Raw genomic sequence first — 21,775 nt, 5'->3', positions numbered from 1 at the left:
AGACATATGTTCAAAAAGAAACGCGTGCTCAGAAAAGAAGTCATCCTGTGGATGGCTGTTTGCTTATCTTCCATGTTGTGTGTCACTATCATTGTTCCTGGATTGCTAGTCAAGAAGATTCCGACCAACCAGGTGTACCCGGTGCCTATTGAAGACGCCTCAACTCTGCAACAGACTAGCACAGAACAAGGGTTGATGATTCCCGTGTATTTGACAAAACAAGCCACCATTCAAACCGTTCCGTTAGAACAATATGTAAGAGGTGTGTTAGCTGCTGAAATGCCAGTAGATTTCGAGTTGGAAGCCCTCAAGGCACAAGCGATGGCAGCGAGAACCTATGTTGTGCGTAGAGTCATAGAGAAGGATTATAGCAATATGCCTGTGAATGATGCACTTGTGACAGACACGACAGCCCATCAAGCGTATCTGACTGACGAAGAACTTAGAGCGAAGTGGGACAAGACCAAGTACGAAACGAATATGGCGAAAATTGATAGAGCCGTCAATGAGACTAAGGATAAGATACTTACTTATGGACATGTGCCGATTAATGCGACGTTTTTCTCAACTAGCAATGGATATACCGAGAATTCGGAAGAATATTGGCCCTTCAAGAGCCCCTATTTGCGCAGCGTACCTAGTCCATGGGATATCAAGCTTTCCTCTCGCTATCAAGATAGCATCACGATCTCTTATAAAACAATGCTACAGAAGTTAGGTGTGCCGAGTATTGCAACGACGGATACCAGTGCTAAAGGCATGAAAGTCCTCTCCTGGTCGACTGGACATCGGATTAAAAGCATGACAATCGGAGGCAAGGTATTCACAGGACGTGAAGTCAGAGAGAAGCTAGGTCTAGCATCCTCTCAATTCGCTTGGAAATGGGCGGGGTCTCAAATCACGATTACCACGTACGGATACGGCCACGGCGTAGGTCTCAGTCAATGGGGGGCCAACGGAATGGCGAAGGAAGGGAAAACCGCAGAGGAGATTGTAACCTATTATTACACGGGCATCTCTATTGAAAATGCAGCCTCTTTTCTTAACAAATCGTAAACTTGTAATGTTTATATAAAAATATCTTTCTTCAAGTATAAAACCTTGTAAAGTGTCAAGAATGGTTGATGAGGTGATAACCATGAGTGATAATAACAAAGGTTTTCAGAAAGAAGAAGCTCCTAAAACTGTTCAAGGAGCACAAAGTTCAACATCTGCATGGAAGAAGTTGCTTGCTAAAAAATGGGTATTCCCAGCGACGTATGTGGCAGCAGCAGCAATTATCTTAACCTTAATGTGGGTGTACCAGGGAGCAGGAACGAAAACAGTCAGCCTAGATGATCCAGGTCTTAAGGTTAGCAGCAGCGAACAAACCGATAATCCGAAAGCACCACAAGATGGGGCTCTCGCGGTTAACGGAACGACGGAAGCCATGCAATGGCCTGTGAAGGACAGAGCAGCAGTCGAAGTAGCAATTCCTTACTATGACACGAATGCATCCAATGATGTGAAGGCAGCGGCTATGATCGAATACCTCGATCAACTAACACCGCACACCGCAATCGACTTGAAAGCCAAAGATGGTGCAGCATTTGATGTACTAGCCGCACTAGGTGGTAAAGTTACAGCAGTTGAGCAAAGCCCTGTTGTTGGTAAGCTAGTTGAGATTACACACAGCAACGGTTTGATCAGTATTTACCAAAGCTTGTCTGATGTGAAGGTAACGAAGGGTGCTGAAGTGAAGAAAGGCGATGTCATCGCCAAAGCTGGCAGCAACGATTTCGAGAAGGAAGATGGCGTGCATTTACACTTTGAAGTACGTCAAGTTAGCGACAATGCAGCCGTTAACCCAGAAAGCCTCTTGAACGTAAAGCAATAAATAGCATTTCGAGCATTACGATACATGGGGCTAAGGCCTACATATAGTGAACGGCAGCGGGTATATTCCTGCTGCTTTTTCACATTTTTCTTGAACATTGGCTCGTTTTGGCGCCTAAAGCTCATTTTTAGTGATTATTTTGAAAATAAATATGGGAAATGAGCTTGTCAGGCTTGGTTACGTAGAATATCTAGTCATGCCCCTCATATACTTTACCAAACTATCTCGAGTAGGGAGGCGAGGGGAGTGCACGATTACATCAAAGAGCGAACCATTAAGATTGGTACCTGTATCGTCGAGACCAAGAATACGGTTCGCACCATTGCTAAGGAATTCGGCGTTTCCAAAAGCACAGTGCATAAGGATTTGACGGAAAGACTACCGGAAATCAACCCGGACCTGGCCAATCAGGTGAAGCACATTCTAGAGTATCACAAGTCAATTCGGCACCTTAGGGGAGGAGAAGCGACGAAAATTAAGTATCGGAAGACCCGTAATCCCAAGCTTTCCGAGATCCTGGTTACGGTTAAGTCCTAAGATACCCTTCATCCCGAGATGTTTCCTATGTTTCCTTTAACTCGGTGTGTCGAAATTTCACGGAAAAAGAGGAAAACATGCATTTATAGCGAATTTAGCTTATAATTAGAACTGTATATCAGAGCGCCGATTCTTCACGGGATGGACGGTAGGTTTAGGGAGGATTAATTAGAAATGTTCAGCAAGGATATTGGAATAGATCTTGGCACGGCAAATGTGCTTATTCATGTAAAAGGTCGCGGGGTTGTGCTTGATGAGCCATCCGTCGTTGCGATTGAAAGCGATACGAAACGTGTGTTAGCTGTTGGGGAAGAAGCCTTCCGCATGGTAGGTAGAACACCTGGTAACATTATTGCGATTCGTCCCCTTAAGGACGGTGTTATCGCGGATTTTGATATTACGGAAATGATGTTGAAGCATTTTATTGCCAAAATTGGGGGCAAGAATTGGTATTCTCATCCGAGAATACTGATCTGTGCCCCTACCAACATTACCTCAGTTGAGCAGAAAGCGATTCGCGAAGCAGCTGAGCGCAGCGGTGCCCGAGAGGTATTCATGGAAGAAGAACCGAAGGCGGCGGCTATTGGCGCTGGCATGGATATATTCCAACCTAGCGGTAACATGGTTGTTGATATTGGTGGAGGGACGACGGATGTTGCCGTGTTATCCATGGGCGACATCGTCACCTCCTCTTCCATCAAGATTGCGGGCGACAAGTTCGATATTGCGATCATGAAGTATATCAAAAATAAGTACAAGCTATTGATCGGTGAGCGGACAAGCGAAGACATTAAGTTGAAAATTGGAACGGTATATCCACATGGTCGTGATCAAGAAATGGATATTCGCGGAAGGGACATGGTTTCTGGACTTCCATTGACGATTACGATTCACTCCAGCGAGGTACAGGAAGCGCTATGGGATCCGGTTTATTCGATCGTCACAGCGGCGAAGAGCGTACTTGAGCGGACACCACCTGAGTTGTCTGCGGACATTATTGACCGTGGCGTTATTCTGACAGGCGGCGGTGCCTTGTTGCACGGGCTTGATCAATTGCTTGCGGATGAGTTGAAAGTACCTGTACTTATCGCTGAAGATCCAATGTCTTGTGTCGTTAAAGGCACGGGGATCATGTTGGATAATTTAGATAAAGTAACCAAACGTAAATTTTAGAAGATAACCTAATTTAAGACTTTCTAAGAGGTGACTAGATGTTAAGAGGACTGTATACCGCGGCGGCAGGGATGATTTCTGAGCAACGTAGACACGATACCATAACGAATAATATTGCGAATTTGAATTCCCCGGGCTTTAAACAGGGTAATGCCTTGTCGCGTTCCTTTCCAGAAATGCTGATCTCTACGATTCGCGGTGGAAAAGATGCCTCTCCAGCGCCGCTTGGAAAAATGAGCTTAGGTGTGTTCTCAGAGGAGAGCATCTCCGTTCACACCCAGGGTGATCTGCAGGAAACACAGAATCCCTTCGATTTTGCATTGGTGTCTAACATTCAACTACCAGGAGTTGTATTTGATGCAACGGGTAAATATGTAAATGCGGAAGGGGAGCGAACATTCCAACCGCAGGCACTATTTACCGTCTTGAACCCGAATGGCGAGCAGCGTTACTCCCTGAACGGGAAGTTCACTGTCGATGCAGCAGGTCAGCTAGTGAATGCCAATGGCGAACTAGTATTGGGACGAGATGGACAAGCTTTAGTCTTGTTGGATGGCGCGGGGCAACCGATCTCCAATTTCAAAGTAACAGCCAAGGGCGAGTTCATGGACAGCAATGGCAGACCGATTCTGGATGCGGCAGGTGATCCAGTCGGTTTGATGCTTTCGCGTGCGGAGAATCCGAATCTGTTACTTCGTGAGGGGAATGGGTTATTACGAATTAATCCAGGGGATGAAGCGACGATCTCGCAAGTAGCGCCGGGCGATCAAGTTGAAGTGCGCCAAGGCTTTATCGAGCGGTCGAACGTGGATTCCGCACAATCGATGGTCGATATGATGTCTGCGCTTCGTGCCTATGAAGCCAATCAGAAGGTCATTCAATCCTATGATAAAAGTATGGACAAAGCAGCCAACGAAGTAGGACGCGTCTAAATCTAGCATGCGGAGGAGCCAAACATGAACAATTCCATGATCAATTCATCGGTATCCATGCATAGCTTGCAGCAAAAGCTGGATATTCTGTCCAATAACATAGCAAACGTGAATACAAACGGTTTCAAGAAGAAGGAAGCTTCCTTCGAGGATGTGTTGACGAACGTGCAAGCACAGCCAGAGGGGTTTCGCCAACAAGGCCGCTTCTCGCCGCTTGGGTTTAACCAAGGTTGGGGATCGAGACTTGTGCAAATTCAAACGAATTTGGCACAAGGGCCGATTCAGCCGACAGGTAATACGACCGACTTCGCCATTCAAGGTGACGGCTTGTTTGAAGTAGCCGTTAGCAAGGTCGACGAGAATGGTGATCAAGTATTTCAACCCGCTTGGACACGTAACGGAGCATTCAGCTTAACACCGGACGGACAAGGCGGAACGGTGCTTACGACCAAAGAAGGTCATTATGTTGCCGATATCGATGGAAGCCCGATTAATGTACCAACAGGACTTCGACCTGTCGTTGAGCAAGATGGTACCATCCAAGGTTACGATAAACAAGATCCAGCAGCAGCACCCGTAACATTAGGGCAAATCAAGCTGGTGCGTGTCGTACGACCGCAGCTTCTTCAAGATATGGGAGATAATTTGTACACACTTCCAGCGGGGATTACAGCGGGTGAGAAAGCAAATATCTTGCAAGATGTGAACGGTGTAGCCGCGACACAGGCAACTCGCGTTAGCTTAATGCAGGGCTTTCTCGAACAATCCAATGTGACACTCTCGGATGAAATGACAGACCTAGTTATTGTCCAACGCGCATTGCAGCTGAATTCCCGAGCTATCACATCCTCTGACCAGATGATGAACATGGCGAACAATTTACGTGCATAGTCGTAGAAAGGAAGGGATAGGCTATGGTGGCAGATAAGCCTGCTCCAGTCAAGAAGAAGCCTAGGCCGAGATGGCAGAAGATTCTATGGCTTATTTTCAAAATTGTACGAATTCCCGTGCTGGCCATTGCAGCGATCTATATTGGTTTATGGGTGGGCTACACGAAGTTCGGCAATCAACCTTCATCAGAAATCTTACATGTGAGCACATGGCGGCATTTATACGATCTCGTTTTTGCGAATTAATCGAACTCCCGTATGGGAGTTTTATTTTCAATATAGACATTATAAGTTTCACTTCATAAGTGAGCTATATTTCTTGATAAACCCATCCGTCCAAGAAGGACGGGTTAGTGGTTTATTTTGTGTAAGAGCAGTTGTATAATGGAGAAAGACTTTATCTACCAAAAATTCAAATTCGGATCGGATACTTAAGCGCAGGAGGAGTACTTTGAATATACCGAACATGCTCACGATCAGCAGGTTTGTACTAATCCCCGTGTACCTCGTGCTTTTTTTCAATGGCTACATCCGAACCTCTTTCATCATTTTACTTGTAGCGGGATTAACGGATATTCTAGATGGTTACATCGCTAGAACGCGCAAGATGATCACTCCGATGGGTGTCATGTTAGACCCGTTAGCAGATAAATGCATGATGATTGCAGTCATCCTCTCTCTCCTCATCTCAGAGATGATTCCTTGGCAGGCAGCCCTGGCTATGTTCATTCGTGATGCAGGTATGATTATTGGCTCCGCCTTCTTTCATTTCAGAGGCAAAATGACCGTTCCAGCGAATGTTATGGGGAAGCTAACGACAGTACTCTACTACTTCGCCATCCTCTTTATTGTGTTTGAGTTCACCTTTGGCATCACCTATTTGTGGTATGTAATCGGGGTCTCTTTTTTGACATCATTCATTTATATTTTTCAGTTTCTTCTATTGAATCGTGGGGCTCGAGCCAAATAAGAAGTACAAACAAATTGGAAAAAGAGCCTATGTAGGGGTCTGTGATACAGACCGTTACATAAGCTCCCCTTATATGAACCTTCACTTCTGCAGGATATGAAGGGACTTCCCTATTGTGGGTAATTTTCTTGTATTTTATGACAAGTGTTTGAAAGGAGTATGAACAACGATGTTAGATATTAATCAAATTCAAGAGATCATTCCTCATCGCCCGCCGTTCCTTCTGGTTGACCGTATATTGGAGGTAGAAGAAGGGGTTAGAGCGGTAGGGATCAAGAATGTTACGATCAATGAACCTTTCTTTGCAGGGCATTTTCCTGGTTACCCGGTGATGCCGGGGGTTCTAATTGTGGAAGCTTTAGCGCAAGTTGGTGCTGTAGCTGTGTTGTCGATGCCTGAATATAAAGGCAAAATTGGCCTTTTTGCAGGTGCAGATGGCATTCGCTGGCGTCAGCAAGTTGTGCCTGGCGATACGCTTACCTTAGAAATGACCATTACACGGGTAAAAGGTACCATTGTTAAAGGTCAAGCTGTGGCTAAAGTTGGCGATAAAGTGGTAGTTGAAGGTGAACTTATGTTCGCCCTTGCTAATAAATAGCCCATACATATAAAGGAGATGAACCTACGACGATGACGCGTGTGCAAACAGAGTATCAATTATGGCTCCAAGATCCAGCTGTCGATGAGCAAACGAAGCAAGAACTTCAAGCTATTCGGGAAGACGAGAGAGAAATCGAGGATCGCTTTTATAAAGATCTTGAATTTGGGACGGGCGGTCTCCGTGGGGTCATTGGCGCGGGTACCAATCGTATTAATGTATATACCGTGGGTCGTGCAAGCCAAGGCTTAGCTCAATATGTAAACGGGACAGGAGCGGTTAATCCGGCTATCGTTCTAGCTTATGATTCCCGCCATATGTCTCCTGAGTTTGCATTGGAGTCTGCGCTAGTATTTGCGGGTAATGGAATTAAGGCGTATTTGTTCAAGACGTTGCATGCGACACCGCAGCTTTCTTTTGCCGTGAGATACTTAGGCGCGACAGCGGGTGTTGTTGTGACGGCGAGCCACAACCCGCCAGAATACAATGGATATAAAGTGTACGGTGCAGACGGTGGGCAATTGGTGCCTGAGTTTGCAGAGCAAGTCATTGATCACGTACAAAGTATCAATACTTTTGATAAAGTGAAAAAGTTGTCTCAGCAGGAAGCAGAAGCGCAAGGGCTTCTCGCTTGGTTAGGCGATGATGTTGATCAGGCTTACATAAAGGCCGTTACGGCTGTTAGTCAAAATCCAGACATTATTAAGGAAATCAGCGATGATTTCCGAGTGGTTTTCACGCCGCTGCATGGCGCAGGGAATATACCGGTACGCGAAGTTCTCAAGGCCGTGGGCTTTGAACAAGTACGTGTTGTTCCCGAGCAAGAGTTGCCAGATGCACAGTTCTCAACGGTTAAATCGCCGAATCCGGAAGAGCGTGAAGCATTCACACTAGCCATTGCACAAGCGAAGGACTGGAATGCCGATATCATCATCGGAACCGATCCGGATGCTGACCGCATGGGCGCTGTTGTGAAAGATCCGAATGGTGAATACGTCGTGTTATCGGGCAATCAATCCGGTGCGATCATTGTGAACTATTTATTGTCGAGTATGAAGGAACGTGGAACGCTTCCAGCTAATGGCGTTGTGATCAAAACGATCGTAACGAGTGAGATGGGCGCAGTTATCGCGAATCACTATGGTATTCCAACACTGAATACCTTAACGGGCTTTAAGTATATCGGTGAAAAGATGTCGCAATTCGAGAAAACAGGTGAATACACGTATCTGTTTGGCTATGAAGAGAGCTATGGCTACTTAGCTGGCGATTATGCAAGGGATAAAGATGCTGTCATCGCAGCGATGTTAATCGCGGAAGCTGCTGCGTACTATAAGAAGCAAGGCAAAACCCTGTATGAGGTGCTGCAAGAGCTATACGAATCCTTTGGGTACTTTTTGGAAAAACTGGAATCAAGAACCCTTAAAGGGAAAGATGGCGTGGAGCAAATTGGCCGCATGGTGGAAGCGTGGAGAACGAATCCGCCAACCGAGATTAGCGGTACACGTGTAAGCTCCGTTGAAGACTATGCACAAGGGATTAATGGCTTACCTCGGGAGAACGTGTTGAAGTTCAAACTAGAGGACGGTTCATGGTTCTGCTTACGTCCATCCGGTACGGAGCCGAAAATTAAATTTTACTTTGCAGTCCAAGGAGCAACAGGGCCTGAGGCTGCGCAGCAACTAGATGGTATCATTCAATACGTGCTTAATCGTATAGACGGATAGCATAATAGGTGTACAAAACCTCTTCAGAACCTAAGTGAGGGATAGCTCGTCTAATTCATGGCTGGATACGAAATCTACCATGTATTGGGCGTATTCCCCGCGTTTGGGGGCGGAGAGGTTTTCGAGTGTATACGGGATTGGAAAGTAAAATGCTCTAAGGAGTGGACGAACTAGTGAATTTGTATCAAACCTGGAATAACCCGTTAAGAAATATGTTGTGGTGGATCGTGATTGTGGGGATGCTGTGTTCCTTGCCGCTCGCTTATACACGTCACCAAACGGAAACGTCCGCGAATCAAGTTGAGTTCGTGTTCGACTATCGTGATTTATTGGATATTGCCGATGTGCAGACCAATCCTCAGAACTTTGTGAACACAGAGCTGAAGAACATGAAAGCCGCGGGCATTAGCTCTATGGCTGTCTACGAGAGTACGTTGGGGGAGTTCAAGGAAAGCCGTCGTATTGAGATGTACAACTCACGTGACGCGGCTATGCTGACCCAAACGCTTGGGAACCCGAGCGAGAACTATACCTATGTGCTGTTCGCAGATAACCAAACGCAGCAGAAGTTAGAGCCGCTGATCCAGAAGACATTTGGGGATCTTCAAGTGGGTGTCAAGCCTTGGAGCTTCAAGAATCGGAACGGGCTCATCATTCAGATGAGCATGGATGATGCCGCTATCAAGGCGATGGATCCAGATCCGATTACGCTGCAAATGTTGAAGGACCAAGGTTTCCAAATCGTCGTGCGGTTAGCAAATCGCAGACCGTTCCATACGAATGAGATGGATATTCTGTTGAAGCAGTTTCATAGTTACGGTGTTAAACGCATCATCGTGGACGGGAACGAAGTTCCTGGGTATACCGAAGAGGATACAGAAGTCAATTTGAATAAAATGGCGGATCTGCTTAATAAGTACGGCATTGGACTCGCAGCAATTGAGCTATTGAAGGAGCCGCAAAAAGGGTTTAGTACGTTAGCCAAACAAACGAATTATAACGTTGTGCGTCTGCACTCTTTTACAGAGAAGGATGGCGAGAAACTGACAGAGCCGCTGAAGAAAGCCGAGCTTGCAGATCGAGTGCAAGGCGTGTCAGATCGACTTGTATTAGCTGTGAAGGATCGCAATATCCGCATGGTGTTCCTGAATGCCAGACCAGTGAAAAGCTTAGATAAAGGCAAGCTTGTTGATCCTCTTTCGTCCTATTATGCAGCCTTGCAGGGGAAAGATGGTGCCATTCCTCGTATCCAAGATGTAGGCTTTACACTAGGACAGGCTGAGGCATTCGAGGTACAGACGACAGGGTGGCAGAAGATTGCTCGCTTCTTCTTGCTGTTAGGCGGATTAAGCTTAATCGTATGGATGATTTCGTTCTTCCTGCCTGAATTAACCATTGTTTTCTTTGTTGTTGGGTTGCTTGGATTGGTTGCGCTGCACACGCTATCGGCGAATTTGTACGCGCAAGGCCTTGCCTTGGCGACGGCCATTAGTGCACCTAGCGTTGCGGTCATGCTGGCCATTCGATCCGTACGATCGGGTGTTGCAGCAAAGTGGAAATCAGGACTCGCTTATGGGTTATGGCAACTGCTTCGAACATCGCTCATTTCGTGCTTAGGCATTGTTTATGTCGTTGCGTTGCTGAATCATGTGACCTATTCCTTGGTGCTGCAACAGTTTAGAGGGGTTGGGATGCTGCATTTGCTTCCAATTGCCATAGTTGGTGTGTATCTCTTATTCTTTAGTGAGAATAATACGTATAAGGAAAAAATCGCGAATATTCGCCAATTGCTTTCTTCCTATATAAGTGTGTTGTGGATTGTGATCGCAGGCGTAGGGCTTGCAGCTGTCTACTACTACTTGTCCCGCACAGGGAATGAAGGACAAGCTTCTTCGCTTGAGAAGTTATTCCGTTCTTTCTTGGAAAATACATTAGGCGTACGCCCACGAACGAAGGAATTCCTAGTTGCTCATCCGATATTCGTATTGGGAGCATACTTATCCGTTCGATATCGTCATGCGGTGTACTTGTTGTTCATCGGTGTCGTTGGCCAACTTTCCTTAGTGGATACGTTTGCTCATCTGCACACGCCGCTGCACATTTCCTTAATCCGTATTTTCTACGGACTTGTGCTAGGTGCAATCATCGGCTTAGTTCTCATAGCAGCTTGGGAAATACTCGCAAGGAGTTGGAAACGATGGGTACAGCCCCAATTGTCAAAATAGCGTTATCCGGCTACTATGGTTTCGATAATAGCGGGGATGAGGCTGTGCTGCAGTCGATACTGTTCGCTTTGCAGGAACAAAGTCAGGCGCAGGGCATTCAGATTGAACCTATCGTGCTTTCAGCCAATCCAGAGAAAACCGCAGCTATGTACGGAGTGAAAGCTTATCATCGGATGAAGCCAGGTTCGCTGTTGCGGGCTTTGCGCGAATCGGATGGTTTGATCAGTGGTGGCGGAAGCCTATTGCAAGATGCCACTAGCTCGAAGACGATCCCGTATTACTTGGCTGTGTTAAAAATAGCGCAATGGCTCGGGAAGCCAACGTTTATTTATTCGCAAGGCATCGGGCCGGTGAGCCGGCCGATGTTCTTTGGCTGGATCCGCAGCGTGTTTAAGCGCTGCGCCTTCGTATCGGTCCGCGATACGGAGTCCGCGGACTTACTGGGTACGATGCGCCTCCCGCGGGAGCGCATCACGGTCGTGCCCGACCCGGTGATGGGCTTGCCCCTCCGGGAGGGCGGGGTTGGCGCGCCGTCGGAGGGCGGCGCGGCAGCAGTGGCGGTGCGGACGATCGGCGTATCCGTCCGCTTCTGGAACGAGGACCGCTCCGAGCTGGAAGCTCTCGCGCGGTCTCTGCAAGAACTGCTCGCAGCCCGCACGGATGTGCGGCTGCGGTTCTTGCCCTTCCACCTCCCCTCGGATGAGGTGGCGTCGCAGTTCGTGATCGACCGCTTGGGCGATCACAAGAGCAGGGCGGAGATGGTGCGTGGCATCACGCATCCGCAGGATATGCTCGCGCAGGTCGCGGGATGCGACCTGCTGATCGGGATGAGGCTGCATTCATTGATCTATGCAGCCTCGCAGTACGTGCCTATGGTGGGGATCTCGTACGATCCGAAGATCGACCAGTTCCTCCATAGGCTTGGTATGAAAGCTGCCGCATCGACAGCTCGCTTCGATGCTTCGGCCTTTGCCGAGGAGGCGCTTGGCCTCCTCGATGGTCGTGAGCAGTGGGCGGCTGCCTCGCGCGCCGCCATCGAGCAGCTGAAGGCGCAAGCCCAGCTGCCCGCGCAGCGGATTGTTTCTTTTTATAAGAGGAGTGGAAGTTGATTAGTTCGACTTTCCTATTAATTACAATTTAATGCTAATTAGCAACCAAAACGTAACCTATAACGTCAATAATAAGGAAGAGATAAGATGAGCTCTACTTCTGTTACCAATCAGCCAGGAACACTGGCCGCATTGAAAGCCATACCGAAAGTGCGCATTTACGGTGTGCCTATCTCCAAAATGAGCATGAAACAAACCGTCGATTACTTAACGAGAGTCATCGAATTGAGACAGCCGCATCAGGTTATTACGGCTAACCCAATTATGGTGATGGCTGCGCAGGACGATCCTTCTTATCTGAAGATGATGCAGCGCGCAGAATTAATCGTTCCAGATGGAACGGGTGTTGTTTGGGCAGCTAATCACGTTGGTCAACCTGTGGCAGAAAGAGTGCCGGGCTACGATTTAATCCACGAGCTTATGAAGGTCGGGGAGAAGAAGGCTTGGAAGGTTTACCTTTTAGGTGCTTCAAATGAAGTGATTCAAGCGGCGGCTGAGAAAATTCGGACGACTTATCCCAAGGTGAACCTAGTCGGTGTAAGAGATGGCTATTTCGGCGATGCCGAGGATGCGCAAGTGATCCAAGCGATTAAGGATGCTGAACCTGATCTTCTTCTAGTAGGTAGAGCTGCGGCTAACCAAGAGCCTTGGATCGGGAAATACAAAGAACAATTGGGTGTACCAGTCATGATGGGAGTTGGCGGAAGTTTTGATGTGCTTTCGGGCAAACTAAAGCGAGCACCACTTTTTTTTCAAAAACTACGTCTGGAATGGTTTTACCGCCTTCTTCAGGAGCCGTGGCGCTATAAAAGAATGCTTCTACTCCCGAAATTCGCAGTGAAAGTGATGCGCGACAAAGAGAACGTCACAAAACCATGAAAATATCTTTGAAAATTGGCTGAAAACGGTCATTTCAGATGAATTTAGCAGTAGTATTTGTGACGGAATGGGAGTATAATTCATTTCGGCGGAGACCTGCCACCCATGATAAGAGGAGCTGTGAAGAAGACATGTATGGATTATATGCGATAGGGTTTATTGCTGCGTGCGTTATGGCGTTGTTGCTGACACCCCTGGTCAAAAAATTTGCCTTCTGGGTAGGAGCCGTTGATGCCCCCAACCACCGGAAGGTACATACGCGAATTATGCCGCGTCTAGGAGGATTAGCGATTTTCCTTGCGTTCGTCGGAGCTTATTTCGTCGTCTCTCCAGCACTTGATGCCGTGAACTCGGATGCTGCTTTTGGACTTCTGCTCGGAGGCTTTGTGATTGTTGTCACAGGTGCTCTGGATGATCGCTTTCAATTATCTCCCAAATGGAAGCTGCTAGGACAGCTTATCGCTGCCTGTATCGTTGTTTCTTTTGGACTCAAAATAGATTTGGTCAATATTCCGTTTGGTGAAACAAACTTGCCAATTGGTTGGTTGAGTATCCCGATTACGATCGTATGGATTGTTGGTGTATCCAATGCAGTTAACTTGATTGATGGCCTTGATGGCTTGTCGGCAGGTGTGTCGGGTATTGCAACAACTACAATTCTGATTCTTGCCTTAATGATGGGGAATGTCACGGTAATTTTACTTTGTGTGATTTTGCTAGGAAGTATTTCAGGCTTTATGTTCTTTAACTTCCATCCGGCCAAAATCTTCATGGGCGACTCCGGCGCCTTGTTCCTGGGCTTCGCCCTTGCGACACTTTCGATTCTCGGCTTTAAGCAAGCCGCTGTTGTTTCACTGTTAATCCCGATTATGATTTTAGGTGTGCCCTTATCTGATACATTCTTCGCGATGCTTCGCCGTTATGTGAATAAACTGCCGATCTCGGCACCGGACAAAAGCCACTTGCATCACTGCTTATTGCAAATGGGGTTCAGCCATCGTACAAGCGTCCTGATCATCTATGGAATTGCTGCTATTTTCGGTGGTAGCGCGGTTGTCTGCTCGGTATTTATTTCCCAAGATTCCACGTGGGGACTTATTATGATCATCGTTGCGCTCTTTCTTGTTATGCTAGTTGGGGCAGAAGCTATCGGTATTATTAGCAAAAGCCGTAAGCCTGTAATCAACTTCCTGCAAAAACTAGTTGGTAAGCAAGTACAGAGCGATCGTGTAGGTAAGTAACTTCTCATTTATAGCAAGTATGTAATCCAGCCCTTGTGGCTGGATTTTTTGTATTTATAAGGAAAAACCTTTCTTTCTCTAAACATTTACCTGCAATCAACCGATAAGTAATATACAGTAACTTGTAACTTTTGGCGATTAGCCGCGTCTAATCATGTAGAATGATAGAAGAATTTGGGAGGGATTGTCGAAATCTAGTAAGTGATGATTGATAAGTGGTACAATCCGTCCCCACATAACAGCTAATAACATTTAGATTACATAAGGAGGAACTTGTTTTGAAACGATTACGGACCAAATTAGCAAGCATACTGTTGATCATGTCATTGATGATTAGTTTAATGCCTGCGATGACAGCGAGTGCAGCTTCAACGCTAGTTATCAAAAATTTATACACGGACACGGATAATGCCGGCACATCCTTAGCCAAGCCGAAGGATAACAACTTAGTTACCCGAATTACGCAATTACCTTTCACATTAAATGTAGAAACAACCAATGTAACAGATTCGCAGATTCCATCCATTTATTTCGAGATTACGAACATGAATTCAGGCGCGGTGTCAACAGAGAAGAATAATAAAGCGGTTGTTACTGCAACCAATCTAGTTAAATTCGATAATATTCAGTTAACAGAGGGTTTGAATAAAGTCGTTGTTTACCTAGGAGATTCTAATGCTATTGCTTCTGCACCAGGATGGTTGTACTATGCTCCAACGACCAATTTATCCGATATTACGGTAAATAACGCTCAACTGGAAGATGGAAAGATCTATCCAGTCGATCGCGGTCCTTTGAAAGCTGGGACGACAGGTATTCAAATTAAAACGAAGGCATCCAATGCTAATGCTGTTCAAGCTACATTAACTGGCGATAGTCTGCCTAAACAAGGCTTTAAAAGTAATGATGGTTACTTTTATTTTACTGGGGATGATAAGAACAAATCTGCATCGACTTGTGCATCTGTTACCAGTTTCTGTTTGAATCCAGGTGACAACATCATCAACTTTATTGCGAGTAATGATACGAATAAATATCAAGTAGTCAAAAAACTTTGGTACGATAATGGTCAACCGTTTGCTTTTAACGGGAAAATACAAGATACATTAGCTACACTGCCTCAAAAGGATTTAATTACGATTCCAACATTCCAAACAAGTGCTTTGACTTTCACAGCTAGCGTAAAAAGCGATTTGGAAGCATCAGGGTCATTGCGATACCGCTATGTAGATGTGGCAGTTAACGACGCTTCCGTGGCTACAATTGATCTAGGGGGAGTTGACTTTTCGCCAGTAACAGTATCGGGAGTTACCTACTCAGCATCTAAAAATACTTCATTGTCTCGTAGCAACGAATATCTAGTTAAAGACTTGAAGATTGCGATACCTAACATTACTTCTGTCGCGGCGAATGAGCAACGTCTAACATTTACTTTTAGAGATGTTACGAATAGCTTAATTCCAGCTATAACAGAATATAAATTCAAATATGTTGATCCTAGTCATCCTTACATTGATAGATCAACAATAAGTAATGGAACGATTGAAAATGAACTTAGCCTAAGTGATGCAACGCTTGTTAATGAGCTTCCAGCTGACATTCATGTGTATGCAAATGACAAAACACTTGCAGTTAAAGCTCTGATTGATGGCGTTTATTACCCTGATCCAATTGTAGGAACATGGGATTCCGTAGCCCAGTTATTTAAGTATGACCTTAGGTTGCAAGGTTTAACTGACGGCTACAAGAAATTGAGTATCGAGCTTTATAGTGACTCTACGGGAACAACGCGATATAGCACGGTTGATTATAAGTTGAACATCAGTAACGCTCCTTATGTTCTGGTTAATAATATCTCTAACAGCATGACGATCAAGAATATTAAGAATCTAACATGTGGAGCGACAGAAGCATGTATTTCGGGTAGACTTGTTAACTTCTATCAAGATCCAGTAACTGCCCCCGCGGTACCTGTTAATAAGGTGGAAGTATCTTTAAATGAGAGTGTTTATACACTAGATTCTAGAACTGTTGAAGCGATATTTGGGAAAGTCCCTTCTACACCAACAGTTCCAGGGACATTGAATACATTCACATTACCATTGACTTTATTTAATGCTGATCTCACGAAGGTAATGGTTGAAGGCAAAAATACGTTGAAGTTCAAAATTTACGTCAATAATGTATTTATCACTGAGCAGTCCTATGACATCTATTTATTCTCAACAGACGCTCCTCAATTTACGGCTATTAAACCAGTGGAAAGTGGTACTTCGGGAATTCAATTCATAGCAAACAGCAATCCAGATACGTATACCACTACACAGCGTACTGTATCATTTGACGGGTTATATTCAAGTCTAGATGCGAATGGCGTGGCGTCACCCATTAAAGCTTTAACGCTAGTTGTGCATACGAAAGATGCCAAGGGAGATGCGCTGGTCTATCAGCAAACGATAGGCAGTTCCAGCTCGATTGCTGTTATTGATCAAACGCCGAACTCACAATCCGTGACTTCCGCTGGCACTAATTATTTTACATCGATTAGCAGTACAAACTTTAAAACAACAGCATTTAAATTACTGGATGACTCTGATGTTGTTTTTGAGTTTAGAATCACCAACAATTCCAATATCACAGCAACGAAGTCTATTACGATTACAAGACAGAATGTTCCTTACACGGTTGTCCAACCCCTCTTGATTAAGAATCCTAAAGGGGAGTTGCAATCCAACATTAATAGTGATTTTTATAATATCATTATTGAAGCTGAGAACGCTGAAAGTGTTTTGTTCGATAAAAATGAAGCAACCAAACGTACAGTGAATTCTGTGGATCAATATTTATATCAAGTCACTAATTTGAAGCCTGGTGCAAACCAAATTAAGTTTACGATTAATCGTAACGGGGCTAAGGTGAATGGTAGTTTTATTCTTTTCAATACCAATACCAATGTTCAGGGTGCAGCAACGCTTCAAAATATGAATACGAAGTTTAAACTCTTTAATAGTGGTCTACAGCTATCTTTCCCTAAAGACACTAAACTAATGAGAAATGTACCCGATAGCAATAACAATCAGTATATTACAACAGGACGTAAGATATTGTTTGGTATCGCGGATACTGATGATGGCCGAGTAGATAAAGCATTATTTCCAGTGCCGAATGGATACTATAAATCCAAGATTAATGTCAAAGTTGTTGAGGATACCTTCCATTCAGCAAGTAATCTCTACTATATGGACGCAGGTTTCATTCCAGCACCTAACTCAACTACGACAACACCTGAAGACTTAACAAAAGGACTTAATGGCACTGGTGTTGATCCATATGACACTACGAATTCAGGAAGAGCCTATTTTAACCGTCTGAATGATGAGATCGTTGTACCTACGCAAGATGGAGAACTGACACTACAGTTTGATCAGTCCATCCGTCAAGATGCTGGCAAGTACATTACTGTATTCTTCTATGATATTTATGCGAATTATTCAAATACAACAGACTATGGCTGGAAGAACCTCGGCGGCGTTGTAGATAACAAAAACAATACGATCACAGTGCCATTCCGGAAGTTCGGCTACTATCAAGTCATGTACATGGATCGTAGCTTCGATGATATGACGGGGCACTCATTCGCAAGAACTGAGCTCGAGACACTGTACTCCAAAGGATTAATGAGAGCAAAAACTACGTTCTCATTTGGCCCGAATGACTACATTACACGTGGCGAGTTTGCTCAAGTATTAGTCAAGATTTTTAAACTTCCTTTGAATTATGCTGGTAACTCAACTTTCTCCGATGTTCTGAAAATCGATAACGCAATTGGTATGCTTTACGACTACAAGTACATCGAGACAGCTGCAAGAGCTGGGATTATCCGTGGTCAGGCGAGTAATCGATTTAATCCAGGAGGATCCATTACGCGTCAAGATGCTGCTGTAATGATAGCCAGAGCGGCTGAAATGAAAATGAACACTGATCTTGCTAAATCTCTCGTTACGTTGCAAAAAGCGTTCACAGATGGAGATCGAATTGAGTCATATTCCAGACCTGCTGTTGAAGCTGTGTCTAAAGCTGGGCTCATTGAAGGTATTCCGAATACATTGCTTCCAGGAGAAAAGAAAGAAACAGTGCGATTTGACCCAACTGAGCTACTAACACGTGCCCAAGCATCCATAATCGGATATCGTGTTATGAAACAACAAAAGATGGTTCCATAAAGCAACTTCTAATAAAAAGAGATCCAACAGCCGAATCTGGGGCTTGGATCTCTTTTTTGTTTTAGGCCATTTTTGAAAAGGTTGCACTTTATCATTTGGAAAATACTTATCAATGAAATGTAGTATAGAGTGTCGTATACTAAGTTTGTAGCCGAGGTGATAGACGCGAAGCTACACGAAAGTGAATCAGAGCTCATCGAGCAAAAGGATTCAAAAGTCGCCCCGTTGGTTATAAGTTTTTATAACAAAAAAACTTTAAAATATTAGGAGGAAACACACTTTATGAAGAAAACTTTATCCGTAGTTCTTACGTCCGCAATGGCTTTTTCCATGTTCTCAGCTGTAGCTTTTGGTAAAACATCTGCTGATTTCACGGATTTGAAAGACCTTGATGCAGCAACAAAAGCAAAGTTTGACGCGATGATCTCCGCTGAAATCTTTGATGGCGTAAGCGACACAACATTTGGTCTTAAAGAAGAAATGAACCGCGCACAATTCGCTAAAGTGGCAGCTTTGATCATGGGTCTTGAAGTAAATAAAGATCTTAAAACATCAAGCTTCACTGACGTTAGTGTAACCGACCCAGCGAATGGCTATGCACTTCCTTACATCGAAGCTTTGAAAACTGCTAATGTAACTGATGGTTATGCAGAAGGCCAGTACAACCCGGCTGGTAAAGTAACAAAAGAACAACTAGCTACTTTCTTGGTTCGTGTTCTTGGTAAAGATGCAGAAGCAAAAGCATTGACTGGCACAGACAAAACAGTTTCTGGTTGGGCACAAGGTTATGTTGCTGAAGCACTTGCATTGAAAGTTCTTTCCAACAATGCAGACGGCACTTTCGGCGGCACAACTAATGCAGTTCGTGAACTTCTTGTAACTGGTGCATACGAAGCGAAACAACAATACGTACCAGCTGGTAAAGTTTCCGTAACAGAAGCAAAAGCGACAGGTGTGTATAAAGCGACTGTAACGTTTAATAAACCAGTTGATACAACTAAAGCAGTAGTATCTTTAACAAAAGGGACACTTGCTGTTTCTGCAACGACAACTTGGTCTGAAGATAAAAAAGTCGCGACACTAACAACTGACACGAAAATTGGTGAAGGTGAGTATAAAGCGACTGTTTCAGGTCTTGATGCAGCAACTGTAGAGAAGACTACTGCTACTTTTACTGCTAAAGAGGAGCAAGTTAGCAAAATTGATTTCGTAAATGCTGGGGATACTGTAGCTTACAGCAAAAATGCTGTTATTAAATTGAAAGCTGAGAACCAATATGGCGAAGCTGTTTCTATGGGAACTTCAAGTTTTACAGCACTAGTATCTGGGCAAGCTCCGGCAAGTTTCAAAAAAGATGCAGCGGGTAACTTAGTAATTACTGCTGATATTACAGGATCTGGAATTAGTCAAGGTAACGGAATTGTTCCTGTGACAGTTTACTTGAATAATAGCAATGTAACAGTATCTAAAAACTTTAAAGTAGGTACAGTGCCGATTCTAAGTAAAATCGAGACAGGTGCAGTTACTTACTCTAATAACGGAACAAAATTGGTAGCAGCAGATGAAAAAGCTTCAGTTGCTCTGGACTTATTTGACCAATATGGTAACCCAATTACTAAAGGGCAATTCGTATCTGGAGAAATCGCAGCAAGTAATATCAACCCAGTCATTACACCATATGAGCAAAACCTTGAAATCGTCAAAGCAGGTTCATCTTTTGCAGCGGGTGACTTATTCGATGAGAATGACAATGCTCGTGTACAAGTGAAATTAAAAGCAAAAGTTGATAAAACTGCTGATTACACAGTAAATATCTATGGTGGTTCTTCATCTGCGACAGCGACAGTAAGCGTAAGTGCGGCTAACTTGCCAGCAAAAGTTGAGTTTGATACTTCCGCTGTTACACTAGCATCAAATGATGCAAGCGTGTATGTACCTTTAAATGTAACTGATGCGAATGGAAACAAACTTAGCGCGCAAGATATTGTAGACAACAAAGACCGTATGAATTTTAGTGTTACAAATGGTACGTGGTCAATTCAACCTACTGGTACAAATAAAGGGAAATTGAAATTGAGCTTTACAACAGACAACGTAGTGGGAACGAAAGTGTATGTAACAGGTCAAATTAACCAATCGCAATCCAACACGTTTGTACAAACAAGCATTCCAGTACAAGATGCACGGATCGCTGAACGTATTACAGTTACGGAAGAGCCAGCAGCTAAAGCTATCCTTGGTGCATCTGATGACGTTGAATTCCAATTGAAAGATCAATACGGTAAAGATATTTCTGATATCGATTCCAACATCGCAAATGCAAATGGTCAAACATCTAACTACCGTATTAAAGTCGAAGTGACAACCGAAGGTGCTGGTACAGCAGCGGCACCAAAAACGGCACATGCACCAACAGCAGTAACAGGAGCACCGGCCAATGTAACAACATACTACTACGACAATACGCAATTTGATGACTTCAGCAATGGATTTAACTTAACATCTACTTCAGGTAGTGAAGGTAAAGTAACTGTTAAAGCAGTTATTGAGAAAGCATCCAATGGAACTAGCAACTACTCTGATTACTCTTCAGCAGTAACGCGTACATTTGAGGCAGTTAAGTCTGACACAGCTTTAACGTATTCTATCGACACGGTAGGGACGTTGTTCGCAGCGCAAGATAAATTAACAGCAGGCTTTACCTCAGGAGAAGCATTAACAGCGGGTAACAGCCAATTTGATAAAAAAGTAACTGTAATCGCGAAAGATTCAGCGGGTAATAAAGTTATTCTTCCTTCAAACAATGTACGTGGTATTTCAAGCTCTGACCCATCTGTACTTGCAGTAGACGGAGATGGAACAGATGCTTATGTACTTGGTAACAAAGCAGGATCAGCTACACTATCTGCAGTAGTATACACGAACAAAGGTGAAACAATTAACTTGACGCAAGAAGTTACTGTAAAAGCGGATGCAATTGCAGTAGATAAGCTTGTGGCTGGGGCAACAAGTGCAACATATACAGGTCTTGGATATGCGTACACTTACTTCACAGATGGCGATGATACACTGAAAGTGACAGACCAATACGGAATTGAATACAAAAATGCTGATATTGCAAAATATGATGCAGTTCTAGGTTTACGTTACACAGTATCTGTAGTAAGCGGAACTGGCGCTGTTGAACTAAATGCAAAAACAGGCCAAATTACAGCAGTTGGTAATGATGTACAAGAGTTCTTAGTTACAGCAATTGCACCGAATGGTAAATCCGTTCAAGTATTGGTAGCTAGACCATAATAGAAAAGTAAGTATAAATAAAGACCCCTCGGGGTCTTTATTTATTGGCGTTTTAACAATATTTTGATTTGCATTCAGAAATTTTTAAGCAAATT

Annotated in this window: 16 protein-coding genes; all 16 read left to right on the top strand. The window is 44.4% G+C overall.

What is annotated here, in order from left to right; translation table 11 throughout:
- The first annotated feature begins 6 nt into the window (after positions 1-6).
- The 16 genes from spoIID (at position 7) to A8708_RS28920 (ending at position 21,680) form a co-directional block, all read left to right on the top strand.
- Positions 7-1,056, top strand: coding sequence for a stage II sporulation protein D (spoIID, locus tag A8708_RS28995; RefSeq protein WP_068669570.1), 1,050 nt, complete (start codon positions 7-9; stop codon positions 1,054-1,056).
- Between the two features lie 82 nt (positions 1,057-1,138).
- Positions 1,139-1,876 (top strand): M23 family metallopeptidase, encoded by a 738-nt coding sequence (locus A8708_RS28990; RefSeq protein WP_068669569.1) that lies wholly within the window; start codon positions 1,139-1,141, stop codon positions 1,874-1,876.
- Positions 1,877-2,122: 246 nt separating this feature from the next.
- Positions 2,123-2,413 (top strand): sporulation transcriptional regulator SpoIIID, encoded by a 291-nt coding sequence (spoIIID, locus tag A8708_RS28985; RefSeq protein ID WP_056611628.1) that lies wholly within the window; start codon positions 2,123-2,125, stop codon positions 2,411-2,413.
- Positions 2,414-2,587: 174 nt separating this feature from the next.
- Positions 2,588-3,586, top strand: coding sequence for a rod shape-determining protein (gene mreB, locus A8708_RS28980; protein ID WP_068669567.1), 999 nt, complete (start codon positions 2,588-2,590; stop codon positions 3,584-3,586).
- A 38-nt stretch (positions 3,587-3,624) separates the two neighbouring features.
- On the top strand, positions 3,625-4,518 hold the full coding sequence (locus tag A8708_RS28975; protein ID WP_068669565.1) for a flagellar hook-basal body protein: 894 nt from the start codon (positions 3,625-3,627) through the stop codon (positions 4,516-4,518).
- A gap of 24 nt (positions 4,519-4,542) precedes the next feature.
- Positions 4,543-5,409, top strand: coding sequence for a flagellar hook-basal body protein (locus tag A8708_RS28970; protein WP_068669563.1), 867 nt, complete (start codon positions 4,543-4,545; stop codon positions 5,407-5,409).
- A 23-nt stretch (positions 5,410-5,432) separates the two neighbouring features.
- A complete protein-coding gene (locus tag A8708_RS28965) occupies positions 5,433-5,654 on the top strand; it encodes a DNA-directed RNA polymerase subunit beta (protein ID WP_068669561.1) in 222 nt (73 codons plus the stop codon).
- A 205-nt stretch (positions 5,655-5,859) separates the two neighbouring features.
- Positions 5,860-6,378, top strand: coding sequence for a CDP-alcohol phosphatidyltransferase family protein (locus tag A8708_RS28960; RefSeq protein WP_068669559.1), 519 nt, complete (start codon positions 5,860-5,862; stop codon positions 6,376-6,378).
- 169 nt (positions 6,379-6,547) lie between these two features.
- Positions 6,548-6,976 carry a 3-hydroxyacyl-ACP dehydratase FabZ gene (gene fabZ / locus A8708_RS28955; RefSeq protein WP_029195635.1) on the top strand — a complete coding sequence of 143 codons (429 nt, stop codon included), beginning with the start codon at positions 6,548-6,550 and terminating at the stop codon, positions 6,974-6,976.
- 32 nt (positions 6,977-7,008) lie between these two features.
- Positions 7,009-8,703 (top strand): phospho-sugar mutase, encoded by a 1,695-nt coding sequence (locus A8708_RS28950; protein WP_068669557.1) that lies wholly within the window; start codon positions 7,009-7,011, stop codon positions 8,701-8,703.
- A gap of 173 nt (positions 8,704-8,876) precedes the next feature.
- Positions 8,877-10,928 carry a DUF5693 family protein gene (locus A8708_RS28945; RefSeq protein WP_338044248.1) on the top strand — a complete coding sequence of 684 codons (2,052 nt, stop codon included), beginning with the start codon at positions 8,877-8,879 and terminating at the stop codon, positions 10,926-10,928.
- On the top strand, positions 10,901-12,037 hold the full coding sequence (csaB, locus tag A8708_RS28940) for a polysaccharide pyruvyl transferase CsaB (protein WP_068669554.1): 1,137 nt from the start codon (positions 10,901-10,903) through the stop codon (positions 12,035-12,037). The genes A8708_RS28945 and csaB overlap by 28 nt, the downstream gene beginning before the upstream one ends.
- Before the next feature lie 87 nt (positions 12,038-12,124).
- Positions 12,125-12,916: a WecB/TagA/CpsF family glycosyltransferase gene (locus A8708_RS28935; protein WP_068669552.1), complete on the top strand. Its 792-nt coding sequence runs from the start codon at positions 12,125-12,127 to the stop codon at positions 12,914-12,916.
- A gap of 131 nt (positions 12,917-13,047) precedes the next feature.
- A complete protein-coding gene (locus tag A8708_RS28930) occupies positions 13,048-14,157 on the top strand; it encodes a glycosyltransferase family 4 protein (RefSeq protein WP_068669550.1) in 1,110 nt (369 codons plus the stop codon).
- A 278-nt stretch (positions 14,158-14,435) separates the two neighbouring features.
- Positions 14,436-18,380: an S-layer homology domain-containing protein gene (locus A8708_RS28925; protein WP_068669547.1), complete on the top strand. Its 3,945-nt coding sequence runs from the start codon at positions 14,436-14,438 to the stop codon at positions 18,378-18,380.
- Between the two features lie 282 nt (positions 18,381-18,662).
- Complete coding sequence (locus A8708_RS28920) at positions 18,663-21,680, top strand: S-layer homology domain-containing protein (protein ID WP_068669545.1); 3,018 nt, start codon at positions 18,663-18,665, stop codon at positions 21,678-21,680.
- Positions 21,681-21,775: the final 95 nt, after the last annotated feature.

The sequence above is a fragment of the Paenibacillus oryzisoli genome, assembly GCF_001653565.1.
GTDB lineage: Bacteria > Bacillota > Bacilli > Paenibacillales > NBRC-103111 > Paenibacillus_E > Paenibacillus_E oryzisoli.
This window is presented reverse-complemented; position numbering and strand designations above follow the sequence as displayed.